Source organism: Streptococcus sp. SS-4456 (genome assembly GCF_036680365.1).
In the GTDB taxonomy this organism is placed as follows: domain Bacteria; phylum Bacillota; class Bacilli; order Lactobacillales; family Streptococcaceae; genus Streptococcus.
This window is the reverse complement of sequence record NZ_JAVIHI010000018.1, coordinates 25839-39735: the sequence shown is the minus strand read 5'-3', so window position 1 is coordinate 39735 and position 13897 is coordinate 25839. Positions and strand designations below refer to the sequence as shown.

Genomic DNA, 13897 nt, shown 5'->3' with positions numbered 1-13897 from the left:
CATTATAGGTCATATGGGACTTTTTTTCTACACTCAAAAAGGCTCCATAATCTCCACGGTGGATTTACCCACTACAGAAATTATAGAGCCTTTATATTTCAAAGAGTAGCAATGCTACTTTTTTTGCTTTTTTCGGCTCCATAAGACTGTAGTGGGTAGATCCACCATAGAGGTTATGGAGGCTTTTTGAGTATAGAAAATCGTACATACGACCTATAATGAAAAGCGACTAAACAATTCATTAGAAAGGATTCATGCTAAGTATGATTTCCAAGAAGGGTCCAAAATCTTCAACCTAGTAACTGCAACTTTTTGTCAAGTGCAGGGGGGAGAGCCAGTTAACATTGCTAGTGGACCTTTTTTGTCTTCTCTTTCTTGTTACTAGGGGATAAGCCAAAAGATATCTTCAAGGCATTTCTCTTAATGACTTTGATGAGATTATTGGTAGCTTTTCAGTTTGGCGTTGAAATAAGGTAGTTCTAGGACATTCAGTACCTTTCCTTGTCCTTTAGTAATGTCTAATATACCGTTTGAAAAATTGGAGGAAATAGCTGAATATAAAAACGAATGGCTCAAGGTAGTTATAAAATTCTACCCTGTAGCATTCGTTTTGTTTTATTTGAAACTGCTTCCTATAGCTTAACTTTTCTATCATCCTCTTCTTAGTTTCCCCCTATGCTATTTCCTACTCAACTTTACAACCGCCTCAGTTCGTGCAGTATGGGGAAACATGTCAACGGATTGGATATACTCAACCTTATAGGCTTTTGTCAGCTTAACTAAATCTCTGGCTAGGGTCGAAACATTGCAGGATACATAAACCATTTTAGCAGGCTTGTATTCCAAGATCGTTTTAAGGAGTTTTTCATCTAAGCCAGTCCGAGGTGGGTCGACCACTAAGGCATCTGCACGGTAGCCTTCCTGATACCACTTAGGAATAATCTCTTCAGCCTTACCAGCTTCGTAGTGGGTATTGGTCAGTCCCATCCGTTTGGCGTTGGCCTTAGCATCCTCAATGGCTTCTGGAATGATGTCCATCCCCCGAACAGACTTGACCTTTCTGGCAAAGGCAAAGCCAATGGTTCCCACGCCACAGTAGGCATCAATCAAGTCTTCATCGCCAGAAATATCTAATGCTTTGACTGCCTCTCCGTAGAGAACTTCCGTTTGTTGGGGATTTAGTTGGTAGAATGCTCGAGGTGACAGGGAGAATTCATAATCCAAAACAGCTTCTTCGATGGCCTGTTTGCCCCAGAGAATCTCCGTTTTTTCTCCGTATATATTACTGGACTTCTGCCTATTCCAGTTTAGAGCAACAGTGACAATAGTAGGAAATTGCTTGGTTACTTCTTCAATGAGTTTGGTCAGATTGACCTGGAAGGAGGTGACAAAAATGACCTGCACCTGACCAGATTGACGGGCTCTGCGAACCATAACTGTACGAATGCCCTGCTCCTTACGCTCGTTGTAAATAGGGATACGGTGCTTGGTTAATAGGTCAGCAATCCTATTGATAACCTTTTGGGTTTCCTTGTCTTGGACATAGCAGTCTGTAATACCAATCAGGCGATGGGAATTTTCAGCATAGAGCCCAGCCTTGACATGACCCTTAAATGAACGGGTTTGAAACTGTAATTTAGCCCGATAATGACTGGGCTGGTCCATTCCAATGGTTGGGTGAATGAGGTACTCCTCATAGCCTGCTGGCTTAAATTTCTTCAAGGCTTGTTGGAGCAGGCCTTGCTTGAAGTCCAGTTGCTTGTCATAACGGAGGTGCATGATTTGACAGCCGCCACAGGCTTGATAAATGTCACAGCTTGGTTTGACCCGGAATTTTGATTCCTTGTTAATTTTCAGTAGCCTTGCTTCGACAAAATTACGTTTAACAGAGGTTACTTGACAATAGATTTCTTCTCCCTTGAGGGCACCAGGAACAAAGACTAGCGTTTTTTGATAAAAGCCAATACCTTCGCCATTGATACCCATTCGCTTGATTTTCAAGGGAATTCGTTGGTTTACTTGTAAATTCATATTATTATTTTACCGAAAATTCCTGTATAATGAAAGAATGAGAATTACAAAAATCGAAAAGAAAAAACGGCTCTATCTCTTAGAAGTTGAAGGACAGGAAAACACCTATATCACAGAAGATACCATTGTTCGCTTCATGCTCAGTAAGGACAAGGACATCACAGAAGAGGAATTTCAAGCCATTCGGGATTTTGCCCAATTTTCCTATGGGAAAAATTTAGCCCTGTATTTCATTTCCTTCAAGCAGAGAACAAAAAAAGAAGTATTGGATTATCTGGAAAAATATGAGATTGCAGGAGCCACTGCTCTAAAAATAGTTGCTAATTTGGAAGAAGATAGGTGGATTGACGATAAAGCCTATGTAGAAACCTATATCCGTCAGAATGGCTTGAATGGTGACAAGGGACCTGCTATGCTTCGTCAAAAATTGATGATGAAGGGAATTTCGAAATCAATAATTGAAGATGGACTGGCTGAGATTGATTTTTCAGATCTGGCTGAAAGGGTTGCAGAAAAATTATGTCGAAAGTACCAAGCTAAATTGCCCCTGCGTGCTTTACAAGATAAGTTAATTCAGGGATTGATAACAAAGGGCTTTTCCTATGAGCTTGCCAAACAGAGTATTGGTTCATTAGAATTGACCTCAGATGAAGAAAATGAAGCAGATTTGATTGCCAAGGAGCTGGATAAGCAGTATCGGAAATACAGTCGAGAATATGAGGGATATGAGCTAAAACAACGTTTGACACAGGCTTTGGCCCGCAAAGGATTTGATTTTGATGCAATAAAAACAGCCATTCGTGAATATCTCTGAGAAAAATCTTCGCCTAGGTTGAAAAAATATGGTATAATAGTCAAGATAAATTGTAATAGTAGAAAGTTGGTAACAAAGTGAAATTACCAAAAGAAGGCGACTTTATTACTATTCAAAGTTATAAACATGACGGTGAAATTCATCGCACTTGGCGTGACACCATGGTATTAAAAACAACGGAAAATGCTGTTATTGGGGTCAATAACCACACCTTAGTGACTGAAAATGATGGCAGACGTTGGGTAACGAGAGAACCAGCAATCGTTTATTTTCATAAAAAATACTGGTTTAATATCATTGCAATGATCCGTGAGAACGGTGTTTCTTACTATTGTAACCTTGCTAGTCCTTTTGTTCTAGACAACGAAGCTCTTAAGTACATCGACTACGACCTAGATGTCAAGGTCTTTGCTGATGGCGAAAAGAGGCTCTTGGATGTGGACGAATACGAGCGTCATCGCAAGGCTATGAAGTATTCAGATGATATTGATTTTATTTTGAAGGAAAATGTCAAGATTCTAGTGGACTGGATCAACAATCAACGTGGTCCCTTCTCTCCAGCCTATGTCAATATCTGGTACAAACGCTATTTAGAACTGAGAAGTAGATAAAGTTAGAAAAGAAAATCCTGTTTTGCAGGTTTTTTTCTTACCATTTAATTAGGAGTAAAACATGGCATTTAATCAAACCAATGGCCGTTACGCCAGTTTTGGAGTTGTAACCTCACTTCCTGGTGAAGTGATTGATAGTTTTTGGTATTTTATTGATAACTATTTAAAAGGAGTTATTCCATTAAAAAATGTGATTCGTTTTTCCATCAAAAATAGGAAGGGGAAGATTACGCTAGTCTTTTCTCAAGAGGGTTATAGAAATGCTATTGCCCTAGATTTAAATAGTCGTTTTGATCCCTTCTATCCATCGACAATTTTAGTGATGGATAAACAAGGCAAGGAGACCATTACTCTTCCTGACGAAGTGACCCTCTTATAATCATATTCCATTTTCGGTTCTTGCTCAGCTCTTTTTCATTTGGAATCAATCAAAGCTCAATAACATCTTGTTAATATAGTGAATTTGTTGTAAAATAATGGTGAGAGATTTTGCAGATTCGAAAGGAGGATACTATGAGTGGTCAATTTGATGACAAACCCCTTTATTTGCAGTTAGTCGATGAACTAGAAGTTGCTATTCGTGAGAGGATGGTTCCAAATGAAAAATTGCTTTCGGAGCGGGAATTGACACAGGTACACGGGGTCAGTCGCATTACCGTTCGCCTAGCCTTGCAGGAGTTGGAAAAGCGCGGCTTAGTCTATAAGAAACATGGCAAGGGAACTTATGTTTCAGAAATCTTGGATACTGCTGTTGATTTATCCCAGTCCTACAGTTTCACGGACCAGATGAGAAAGATTGGTAAGGAACCCCGAACTTCAATTCTGTCTTTTCAGACTGTTCCAGCTACTGATTATCTTGCTCAACATCTACAGTTGCGTAAGGGTGAAGAGGTTTTTGAAATAGAACGCCTTCGTCTGGCTGATGAGATCCCAATGATGCTAGAGAGGACCTATGTTCCTGCCTCTCTATTTCCGAGTTTATCTGCGGATAGAATGATGGAGTTACCCTTGTATGAATTGTTTTTAGAAGATTATGACCAAACCATTCGTTTGGCAGAAGAAGAATTTTATGCAAGTATTTCTTTGGATAATGAAGCAAAGATGTTAAGTATTCCTAACAACAGTCCAGTTCTTCATTTGGTGAGAAAAACCTACAATGATAAAAATAGGATAATTGAGTTTACATTGAGTATTGCTAGAGCGGATCAGTTTCGTTATAAGATTATTCATCAGAAATAGAAAAAACGCAGATGGTTAAGTCTGCGTTTTTGCATTTAACGGTGGTTAGCCGTGATTTCGAATTTGTAGTATTTCCAGTGCTTGTAGGTTTCAGTATATTCCATAATTTCGCCACTTGCGCTGTGAGTGGTTGTTTTATTTTGAAGAACTGCAGGTTCTGTTGCTTTTAAATTCAAATGTTTTGAAACGTCTTTTGGACAAGGGCTAACAATTTCATTTGTTTCAACAAAAGGTTCCTCAGACATATGGATATTGTAGTCCAACTTGAATCGTTGGTAGATAGACTGATAATGTTCTAGTGGAGCATCCGGATTTTGAATATATCGTTGAGGGATATAGGAATTGTGGAAGATGTATGGTGTATTTTCTGCTGAACGCACACGAACAATCTTATAGTAGAAATCATTCTTGTCTAGGTTGAGTTTTTCAAGAATGTCAGGGTCATTGCCTTTTTCACAAGAGAGCACGACAACGGTATCCTTATCCATTGAGAAAACTTCAATATCGGAGAATTCTACCAAGCGCCCTTTGCGGGAACGGGAAACGAAGGTTCCTTTGCCCTGTTGCCGAATCAGGTAGCCATCCTTAACCAATTCATTCACAGCACGGATAACCGTAATAGAGCTAACGTTAAATAGTTTTGTCAATTCAGATTCTGTGTAAAATTTATCGCCATTTTCAAATTTACCAGAAATAATCTGCTGACGTAAGTCATTCTGTATAAGTTGATACTTAGGTACTTTCATCTTTATAACTTCCTTTCTAGCGATTATTATACTAAATGAAGACTGAAAAATCAAAATATATAACTGAAAAATCAAAAAAACTTGCTGTAAAACCCTTTCAAATCAAGGATTTGGCAAATAGAGTAAAATATTTCAAAAAAATTTCAAAAAAGTAGTGGACATAACCAGTAAAAAGTGTTATTATATTAACAGAAAGGTATATAATTATAAAGGTGACGAGATGACAGAGTTCTATATAAAAGATCAAATTTACTTAGATCATCAACCCTTTAAAATTCTATCGGGGGCCATTCATTATTTCCGAGTGCATCCTGATGACTGGTACCATTCCTTGTATAACTTAAAAGCTTTAGGTTTTAATACGGTTGAAACCTATGTTCCTTGGAATATGCACGAACCTAAAAAAGGGGAGTTTTGCTATGAAGGGATACTGGATCTGGAGCGCTTCTTACAGCTGGCGCAGGATTTGGGGCTTTATGCTATCGTTCGCCCTTCCCCATATATTTGTGCCGAGTGGGAATGGGGAGGTCTCCCCGCTTGGCTGATTCAGGAGGAGCTGAGGGTTCGTTCGCATGATGAGCGCTACCTAAGGCACTTAGATGAATATTACGCTTCTCTTCTTCCTAAATTAGCCAAGTTCCAACTCGCACAAGGTGGCAATATCCTTATGTTCCAGGTAGAGAACGAATATGGTTCCTATGGTGAGGATAAGGAATACCTGAGGGCTGTAGCAGGTTTAATGAGGAATCATGGCTTGACAGCTCCGCTCTTCACTTCTGATGGTGCATGGCGGGCAACTCTACGAGCAGGGACCTTGATAGAAGACGACATCTTTGTGACAGGTAACTTTGGTTCGAGAGCTAGAGAAAACTTTGCAAACATGCAGGCTTTCTTTAATGAATATGGCAAAGATTGGCCCTACATGTGTATGGAGTTCTGGGATGGCTGGTTTAACCGCTGGGGTGATGAAGTTATTCGTCGCGATCCAGATGAGATGGTTGACGCTGTTATGGAATGTATTGAGTTAGGTTCGATTAACCTCTATATGTTCCACGGAGGAACCAACTTTGGCTTCATGAATGGTTGCTCGGCTCGGGGTCAGATTGATTTGCCACAGGTGACTTCTTATGACTATGATGCGATTTTAGATGAGGCTGGTAACCCAACTAAGAAATTCTATGCCTTACAAAAACGTATGAAAGAAGCCTATCCTGATTTGTCCTATGCGGAGCCACTGGTTAAGGAAGCCAAGGCATATCCAGCAGTAGAGTTAAAGGACAAGGTTGGTCTATTTTCTACAGCAGAAAATGTAAGCGATTACTCGTCTAGCTTCTATCCAAAAAATATGGAAGAGTTGGGTCAATCGACAGGCTATATTCTTTATAAAACACGGCTAGAACGTGATAAGGATGAGGCAGAGCGACTTCGTGTCATTGATGCTCGAGATCGTATTCAGGTCTATGCCGATGGTCGTTTGGTTACAACCCAGTATCAGACAGAAATTGGTGAAGATATTGAATTAGAGTTCCAGTCTAACCAGGTTGAACTAGCAGTATTAGTTGAAAACATGGGACGAGTCAATTACGGTCATAAATTGACTGCACCGACACAATCCAAAGGTTTGGGTCGTGGTGCCATAGCAGACTTGCACTACATTGGTAATTGGGATATGTACCCATTGCCACTGGATGATATTTCTGGACTAGACTTCACAAAAGGGTGGCAGGAGGGGCAACCAGCCTTCTATCGCTACCAGTTTGAACTAGAAGACCTGGCAGACACTTACTTGGACATGACAGGTTTTGGTAAGGGTGTTGTATTTGTTAACAATGTAAATATCGGACGTTTCTGGGAAAAAGGTCCAATCCTTTATCTCTATATACCAAAAGGATACTTAAAGAAAGGAGAAAATGAAATAGTCGTCTTTGAGACGGAAGGACAGTATAGAGAGAAGATTAGCTTTTCACAGGAACCCGTTTATAAAGAAGTATAGGTACTCCCTTGAGAGTGTCTAACAGAAAGATTTATGAAGAAAAGGAGAATATTGTATGGCAATTATTGCTACACGTATTGATGGTCGTTTGATCCACGGTCAAGTTGCTAACCTATGGACGACAAAGTTAAATATTAGTCGGATCATGGTTATTGATGACGCTGTTGCTCAAAATGATATTGAAAAGCAAGGCTTGAAATTAGCGTGCCCTGCAGGAGTAAAACTATCTATTTTACCAATAGAAAAAGCTGCTAACAACATTAAGGAAGGTAAGTACGATAGCCAACGTCTTTTGATTGTTGCCCGTCGTCCTGAAAACTTCCTCCGCTTAGTTGAATATGGAGTGGAATTGGCAGAATTGAACGTAGGTAATATGTCTCAATCACCAGAAACTCGCTCTGTTACTCGCTCTATTAACGTTGTAGACAAGGACATTGCGGACTTTGATGCCTTGGTTGCTAAAGGAGTGAAATTGATCGCTCAAATGGTACCAGGCGACACGCCAAAAGACTTTATGCCACTCTTGGATAAGGTCAGATAAACTTCGGATATTTTTGAAAAATTTTAAAGGAGGATCACTATTATGCAATGGTGGCAAATATTACTTCTAACGCTCTACTCAGCTTATCAAATCTGTGATGAGTTGACAATTGTATCGTCAGCTGGTTCACCTGTATTTGCAGGTTTCATCTCTGGTTTGATCATGGGTGATTTGGCAACTGGTTTGACAATTGGAGCATCTCTTCAATTGATGGTACTCGGTGTGGGTACTTTCGGTGGTGCATCTCGTATCGACGCAACTTCTGGTGCAGTTCTTGCAACAGCCTTCTCAGTATCACAAGGTATTGATCCTGAATTAGCTGTAGCAACAATCGCGGTTCCAGTAGCAGCGCTCCTTGTCTATACAGATATTGCTGGTCGTTTCTCAACTACTTACTTCGCACACCGTGTGGATGCAGCTGTTGAAAAATTTGATTACGCAGCAATCGAACGTAACTACCTTCTCGGTGCTATCCCATGGGCACTCTCTCGTGCACTCCCTGTATTTCTTGCTCTTGCATTCGGTGGTGAATTCGTAGATGCAATGGTACAAGCTATCCAACAATATCAATGGGTTGCAAACGGTTTGACATTGGCTGCTCGTATGCTTCCAGGTCTTGGTTTCGCTATCCTTCTTCACTACCTTCCTCTTAAACGCAACCTTCACTACTTGGCAGTTGGTTTTGCCCTTACAGCTATGTTGACTGTTCTTTACGGTAACGTATCTGCATTGGGTGGCGCTGTAGCTGGCATCGTTGGTACACTTCCAGAAGATTCTGGTGTAGCATTTGTAAACAACTTCAAAGGCTTGTCAATGATTGGTATCGCAATTGTTGGTATCTTCCTTTCAGTTTTACACTATATCAACAGCCAAAAAGTAGCAGTAGTTGCTCCATCAAATTCAGAAAGTGGGGAAATTGACGATGACGAAATCTAATTACAAATTAACAAAAGAAGATTTTAATCAGATTAACAAACGTAGCTTGTTCACTTACCAACTTGGTTGGAACTATGAACGCATGCAAGGTTCAGGTTACCTTTACATGATCTTGCCACAGCTTCGTAAAATGTACGGAGACGGCACACCTGAATTGAAAGAAATGATGAAATTGCATACGCAATTCTTCAATACTTCACCATTCTTCCATACCATCATCACAGGTATTGACTTGGCTTTGGAAGAAAGCGACGGTGTTGCTTCTAAAGATGCGGTAAACGGTATCAAGACTGGTTTGATGGGTCCATTTGCACCAATCGGTGACTCAATCTTTGGTTCATTGGTTCCAGCAATCATGGGTACTGTTGCAGCGACTATGGCTAGTCAAGGTTCACCAGTTGGTATCTTCCTATGGGTGGCTGTAGCAGTTGTTTATGACATCTTCCGTTGGAAACAATTGGAAATTGCCTATAAAGAAGGTACTAAACTGATCACAACAATGCGCGACCGTTTGACTGCTCTTGTTGATGCAGCTTCTGTACTCGGTGTGTTCATGTTGGGTGCTTTGATTGCAACAATGATCAACTTTGAAGTTTCTTGGGCTCCAACTGTTGGTGAAAAAGTGATTGATGTTCAAGACTTGCTCAACACTATCTTCCCACGTTTGGTACCTGCTATCTTCACAGGCTTTGTATTCTGGCTCCTTGGTCGTAAAGGCATGACTTCTACTAAAGCTATCTTGATTATCATCGCACTTGCAGTTGGACTTTCTGCAATCGGTCACTTCGTATTCGGTATGGCGTAAGATATGGCTAAGAATTTAATTTTAGTAAGTCACGGTCTCTTCTGTGAGGAATTGAAAAAATCTACTGAGATGATTATGGGTCCTCAGGAGGACATTTATACAGTAGGCCTCTTGCCAGAAGAAGGTCCAGAAGACTTCCAGAAGAAATTTGAAGAAACAGTTGCTAATTTAGATGACTTTGTTGTATTCGCTGACTTGTTGGGCGGAACACCAGCCAACGTTGTTTCCCGTAAATTGATTGACGGTGGGCAGTTTGACCTCTATGCAGGTATGAATATGCCTATGGTTATCGGTTTCTTGAACGGTGTCTTGCTAGGTGAAGCAGTTGACTATGTGGAATTCGGTACAAGCAACCTTGTTCACGTCAATAGCCTACTAACAAGCGATGAGGATGAGTGAAAAACTCCAGTGGAGTTTTTCAGCCCGAGCCTAGAAATAGGAGAGCGAGGGAAGTTCAAGTGACTGTTTCAGCCCGAGCTTAGAAATTGGAAAATCGAGGACAATTCTAAAGTCTAATCGTAAGATATACAAATTAGTCATCTATTTAGATAGGCTTTAAGTATCCTGAGGGGAAGCAAGTTGATTGCCTCCCCTCATTTGATGTTGTGAGGAAAAGCGATGATTGAAGTAAAAGAATTTGGTAAACAAGCGAAGCTCTATTGCTTGAAAAATAAGAATGGCATGCAGGTCACTCTGACTGATTTTGGTGCCAGAGTGGTAGAAGTGCTTTTGCCAGTAGATGAAAATGGCGGTCTACGGAATGTCAGTTTGGCTGCCAAGTCGGATGATGATTACCGTAAGACAGATTTGTACCCTGGTTCAAGCATTGTCCCAGTAGCGGGGCGTATTTCAGGTGCTCATGCTGAGATAAAGGGAACAAGATATCAGTTCACAGAAAATGAACCTAGCAGAACCTTGCATGGTGGGATTGACACGGCAAATGAACAGTATTGGGATGTTGCTCTTGACCATGAAAAAAATCAAGTTACCTTTGGGATTGTCCTAAAAGATGGTTTCAATGGTTTTCCAGGAGATGTGAGGGTTGAGGCTATTTATGGTCTAACAGACCAGAATGAGTTGACGGTAGATTACCGGGCGGTGTCTAGCAAAGATACGATTTTCAATCCGACCAATCACATCTATTTCAACTTAACGGGGGATTTTCAGCAGTCAGTAGCAGACCATGAGATTCGGATTGCAGCCAACCGCTATGCTCCGCTTGGTGAGGATAATCTGCCAACAGGTGTCTTGGAGGATGTGACGGGAACGCCGTTTGATTTTAGGGAGAGAGCAAAATTTGCACAGGGCTTTGATAGCCAGCACCCTCAGAATATCCTTGTGAAAGGTTACGACCATCCATGGCTTTTGGAGCAGGTAGAGGTTCCGGTTGAAGTTGTCAGCCCGGATGGGCAGATTACACTTGCTGTGCGAACCAATCAGGCATCAGTGGTCATCTACACCTACAATTATCCTGTTGAAGCTTTGGCTACCTACCATGGTGCCTTTAGCTTGGAATGCCAGGCTCTGCCAAATGCTTGCAACCTAGATGGTTTTGGTTCTATTTTGCTAGAAAAAGATGAGGAATTCTTATCTGAGACAGTATATCAATTTACATGGTAAGAAGGAGAGCTCTAACTGTGTTGCAGTTAGGCTTTTCTTGTGTTTTCTAAAAAATATGGTATAATATAGCGGTGTGTTTCAATCGAAGCAGACGAAAGAGGAAAATAATGACGAAAGAACAAGAATTTTTAAAAGAATTTGAAGCCTGGGTCAATACTCAGGTTATGGTAAATGAGATGGCGGTAGAAGAAAGCCGTCGTGTATTGGAAGAGGATAAGGATGAGCGTGCGGCGGATGCCTACATCCGTTACGAAAGTAAGCTAGATGCTTATCGTTTTATCCAGGGGAAATTTGCCAACTATCATGCTGGCAAGAGCTTCCATGATTTACCAGATGGCTTATTTGGCCAAAGACATTATTAAAGAGAGGATAGAAATCTTGGCAAAGAAAAATGTAAATCGTAAAAAATTATTGAAGAAACAATTGGCAGACTTGAAACGTGTAGGGCGTGTGGGGGTTGAAAGAGCGACAGAAGTAGTAGAGACAGTTGCTCATAAGGCTGAGGCTGTAGTAGAGCATGCTGTAGAACAAGTGAAAGAAGTTGTAGCAGAGGTGACTTCTTCAGCGGCTTCATTGGAAGACTTTTTGGCACTTCCTGAGTTGGAAGGTATTGCAGCAGCACGTTTGGAAACCTTCTATGAAGCAGGTATTCAATCTGTGGCGGATTTTGCAAACCATACAGAAAAAGAGCTCTTGGCTCTTAAAGGTATCGGTCCAGCAACTATCAAGCAGTTGAAAGAAAAAGGGATTGACTTGAAAGCTTAAATCGCTTGCTTTTCAAGGTGCAATTTGTTACAATAAAGCCATTCAGAGGTGTTTTGAGCCCCATTTGTCACAGGAAGCGGTGCTACTGAGAAATCCGCACAAATGTCAAAACTGGTTGCTGATGATGTGAATCGAATAAGCAAAGTGCAGATAAATTATCTGAACAAGGGTGGTACCGCGGAATAACTTCGTCCCTGTCTAGCAAGTCTAGGCAGGGATTTTCATTTGGAAAGGAGAAATATGTTACATCATGTTGAGATTTACGTTTCTGACTTGGAAACTTCGCGTGCATTTTACGACTTACTCCTGACCAAGCTGGGCTACTCGCTCTATCAGGAGTGGGAAGGGGGATTTTCTATGGCTCTTTATGACTCCAAGTCGCTAGCGACGAAGGAAAGTTTAGAGCCATTGATGCAGTTTGAGCAAAGCGAAAACAGTAATCCTATGTCAAGACCAGAGCAGTATCTGGTCTTTGTCCAAACGCCAGAGGACTTCCTAGAGGCAGGTTATCACCGGTGCCGTACAGGTCTCAATCATCTAGCTTTTCATGCGGGAACACCGGATGAGATTGACCAATGGCGGAAAGAATTGTTGACCAGACGAGTCAAACTTCTCTACGACGACCGCTATCCCCACGCAGGAGGACCAGCCCACTACGCCCTCTATTTAGAAGATCCAGATGGGATAAAGATAGAGTTGGTGGGGGATTAGAGAGGAGTGACTAATTGACAATAGAAAATATTATTGCTTTACTAAGTGCTTTTGGAGTAGGAACTATTTTTAGTGCCGTACTAGTATTTGTTAATAACTCTAAAAAAAATAAATTAGATTATATAACTAAAGAACGTTCAGAGTGGCGTAAAGAGCTTAAGTTAATTGCAAAAGATTTAGCTAGTGAAGAAAATAAAAAAGAAGCAATTTTAAAGCTAAAAACTCATATAAATCCTTATGGTAAAAGGATGGATTTCAAGAATAATAAAGTTTACTTTATGCGAGAGGGTCATATTTGGGACTTGATAGAGGAAACAGAGGATAATATCAATTATGAAAAGCTATCATTGTTTATAGAGTTGTTGTTAAAGTATAATTGGGAGAGATCAAAGCAAGAAATAATATTTCGACCGTCGGTTTTATTCAATAACCTTCTTAAATTTACTTTAATCATTTTATCTATACTGGCATGTTATTTTGTGAGTAAACAGACAAATTTCCCTAACTCTGATTGGGTTCAGTCAATTTATTTTTTGTTCTCTATAATCTCTTGTATTTTCTTGTTGCTACAAAAAACGATGACAGAAATTATTGTAAAGAATCCGTCAAAGAATAATAATGAAAAACTTACGATTTTTATACTATTCTATGCTTTTCCTTCATTATTTATTTTTTATGTTTTGGGAACAGAGTTCAAACAATTACAAAATATATTATATAGTGTAATGAGTTTTGTCTTTATATTTATATATGAGTGGTCTTATCTTAGTAATTTTTATTCTATTGATGATGATTATGTTCGTGAACTTGAAAGACTGACAAGAACTAAGAACAAGATGTATAAAGAGGGTGTTATGCTTTCTAATAGAATATCTAAAATGGAAGCAAAGTTTTATCAATATGATTATGATTCGACTGATTTAAAAAGGTTAAGAAAAAAATATAAAAAATATCAGAAAAGATTAGTACGAAAAAACAGACCCAAAGAGTTTTTTAGACACCCTATCTTATATTTTAGGTATCGTAAGAATATTTCTAGAATTAGTAACATAGTAAAGAAAAAACTAAGGAATTAGAGGAAAAAA

At 40.0% G+C, this 13897-nt stretch carries 16 protein-coding genes; 14 read left to right on the top strand and 2 right to left on the bottom strand.

Annotated features, from left to right (window positions below):
- Positions 1-678 precede the first annotated feature (678 nt).
- On the bottom strand, positions 679-2031 hold the full coding sequence (gene rlmD / locus RFK25_RS06500; RefSeq protein ID WP_332412430.1) for a 23S rRNA (uracil(1939)-C(5))-methyltransferase RlmD: 1353 nt from the start codon (positions 2029-2031) through the stop codon (positions 679-681).
- Positions 2032-2068: 37 nt separating this feature from the next.
- On the opposite strand from rlmD, the gene recX reads away from it, so the two are divergent.
- From recX to RFK25_RS06480, 4 genes are all read left to right on the top strand, one after another.
- Positions 2069-2845 (top strand): recombination regulator RecX, encoded by a 777-nt coding sequence (gene recX, locus RFK25_RS06495; protein ID WP_332412426.1) that lies wholly within the window; start codon positions 2069-2071, stop codon positions 2843-2845.
- Between the two features lie 77 nt (positions 2846-2922).
- Entirely contained in the window at positions 2923-3456 is a 534-nt protein-coding gene (gene ntdP / locus RFK25_RS06490; RefSeq protein WP_332412425.1) for a nucleoside tri-diphosphate phosphatase, read from the top strand.
- Positions 3457-3517: 61 nt separating this feature from the next.
- Positions 3518-3835, top strand: coding sequence for a DUF960 domain-containing protein (locus RFK25_RS06485; protein ID WP_332412423.1), 318 nt, complete (start codon positions 3518-3520; stop codon positions 3833-3835).
- A gap of 134 nt (positions 3836-3969) precedes the next feature.
- Positions 3970-4695: a GntR family transcriptional regulator gene (locus tag RFK25_RS06480; protein ID WP_332412422.1), complete on the top strand. Its 726-nt coding sequence runs from the start codon at positions 3970-3972 to the stop codon at positions 4693-4695.
- 35 nt (positions 4696-4730) lie between these two features.
- Here the strand turns inward: RFK25_RS06480 and RFK25_RS06475 are convergent, their stop codons facing one another.
- Positions 4731-5441, bottom strand: a complete 711-nt coding sequence (locus RFK25_RS06475) for a GntR family transcriptional regulator (protein WP_332412420.1) — start codon at positions 5439-5441, stop codon at positions 4731-4733.
- 220 nt (positions 5442-5661) lie between these two features.
- Between RFK25_RS06475 and RFK25_RS06470 the strand changes: the two genes are divergently transcribed.
- The 10 genes from RFK25_RS06470 (at position 5662) to RFK25_RS06425 (ending at position 13888) form a co-directional block, all read left to right on the top strand.
- The gene (locus tag RFK25_RS06470) at positions 5662-7434 is read left to right on the top strand and encodes a glycoside hydrolase family 35 protein (protein WP_332412419.1); all 1773 of its coding nucleotides are present in this window, start codon (positions 5662-5664) and stop codon (positions 7432-7434) included.
- A gap of 55 nt (positions 7435-7489) precedes the next feature.
- Positions 7490-7975 carry a PTS system mannose/fructose/N-acetylgalactosamine-transporter subunit IIB gene (locus RFK25_RS06465; RefSeq protein ID WP_332412418.1) on the top strand — a complete coding sequence of 162 codons (486 nt, stop codon included), beginning with the start codon at positions 7490-7492 and terminating at the stop codon, positions 7973-7975.
- A gap of 39 nt (positions 7976-8014) precedes the next feature.
- A complete protein-coding gene (locus tag RFK25_RS06460) occupies positions 8015-8911 on the top strand; it encodes a PTS mannose/fructose/sorbose/N-acetylgalactosamine transporter subunit IIC (RefSeq protein WP_318823862.1) in 897 nt (298 codons plus the stop codon).
- Positions 8898-9716: a PTS system mannose/fructose/sorbose family transporter subunit IID gene (locus tag RFK25_RS06455; RefSeq protein ID WP_105144994.1), complete on the top strand. Its 819-nt coding sequence runs from the start codon at positions 8898-8900 to the stop codon at positions 9714-9716. The genes RFK25_RS06460 and RFK25_RS06455 overlap by 14 nt, the downstream gene beginning before the upstream one ends.
- A gap of 3 nt (positions 9717-9719) precedes the next feature.
- On the top strand, positions 9720-10115 hold the full coding sequence (locus tag RFK25_RS06450) for a PTS sugar transporter subunit IIA (RefSeq protein WP_332412416.1): 396 nt from the start codon (positions 9720-9722) through the stop codon (positions 10113-10115).
- A 219-nt stretch (positions 10116-10334) separates the two neighbouring features.
- Positions 10335-11336, top strand: coding sequence for an aldose epimerase family protein (locus RFK25_RS06445; RefSeq protein WP_332412415.1), 1002 nt, complete (start codon positions 10335-10337; stop codon positions 11334-11336).
- A gap of 107 nt (positions 11337-11443) precedes the next feature.
- Positions 11444-11698: a DUF1912 family protein gene (locus RFK25_RS06440; protein WP_029750528.1), complete on the top strand. Its 255-nt coding sequence runs from the start codon at positions 11444-11446 to the stop codon at positions 11696-11698.
- A 16-nt stretch (positions 11699-11714) separates the two neighbouring features.
- Positions 11715-12101, top strand: coding sequence for a helix-hairpin-helix domain-containing protein (locus RFK25_RS06435; protein WP_332412434.1), 387 nt, complete (start codon positions 11715-11717; stop codon positions 12099-12101).
- Positions 12102-12341: 240 nt separating this feature from the next.
- The gene (locus RFK25_RS06430) at positions 12342-12812 is read left to right on the top strand and encodes a VOC family protein (protein ID WP_332412413.1); all 471 of its coding nucleotides are present in this window, start codon (positions 12342-12344) and stop codon (positions 12810-12812) included.
- 14 nt (positions 12813-12826) lie between these two features.
- Positions 12827-13888 carry a hypothetical protein gene (locus tag RFK25_RS06425; protein ID WP_332412412.1) on the top strand — a complete coding sequence of 354 codons (1062 nt, stop codon included), beginning with the start codon at positions 12827-12829 and terminating at the stop codon, positions 13886-13888.
- Positions 13889-13897: the final 9 nt, after the last annotated feature.

Bases quoted from the DNA above. Each gene is read 5' to 3' on its own strand.
- RFK25_RS06480 (WP_332412422.1), top strand. From the start codon at position 3,970: ATGAGTGGTCAATTTGATGACAAACCCCTTTATTTGCAGTTAGTCGAT.
- RFK25_RS06455 (WP_105144994.1), top strand. From the start codon at position 8,898: ATGACGAAATCTAATTACAAATTAACAAAAGAAGATTTTAATCAGATT.
- rlmD (WP_332412430.1), bottom strand. From the start codon at position 2,031: ATGAATTTACAAGTAAACCAACGAATTCCCTTGAAAATCAAGCGAATG.
- RFK25_RS06445 (WP_332412415.1), top strand. From the start codon at position 10,335: ATGATTGAAGTAAAAGAATTTGGTAAACAAGCGAAGCTCTATTGCTTG.
- recX (WP_332412426.1), top strand. From the start codon at position 2,069: ATGAGAATTACAAAAATCGAAAAGAAAAAACGGCTCTATCTCTTAGAA.
- RFK25_RS06440 (WP_029750528.1), top strand. From the start codon at position 11,444: ATGACGAAAGAACAAGAATTTTTAAAAGAATTTGAAGCCTGGGTCAAT.
- RFK25_RS06485 (WP_332412423.1), top strand. From the start codon at position 3,518: ATGGCATTTAATCAAACCAATGGCCGTTACGCCAGTTTTGGAGTTGTA.
- RFK25_RS06450 (WP_332412416.1), top strand. From the start codon at position 9,720: ATGGCTAAGAATTTAATTTTAGTAAGTCACGGTCTCTTCTGTGAGGAA.
- RFK25_RS06465 (WP_332412418.1), top strand. From the start codon at position 7,490: ATGGCAATTATTGCTACACGTATTGATGGTCGTTTGATCCACGGTCAA.
- RFK25_RS06430 (WP_332412413.1), top strand. From the start codon at position 12,342: ATGTTACATCATGTTGAGATTTACGTTTCTGACTTGGAAACTTCGCGT.
- RFK25_RS06475 (WP_332412420.1), bottom strand. From the start codon at position 5,441: ATGAAAGTACCTAAGTATCAACTTATACAGAATGACTTACGTCAGCAG.
- RFK25_RS06470 (WP_332412419.1), top strand. From the start codon at position 5,662: ATGACAGAGTTCTATATAAAAGATCAAATTTACTTAGATCATCAACCC.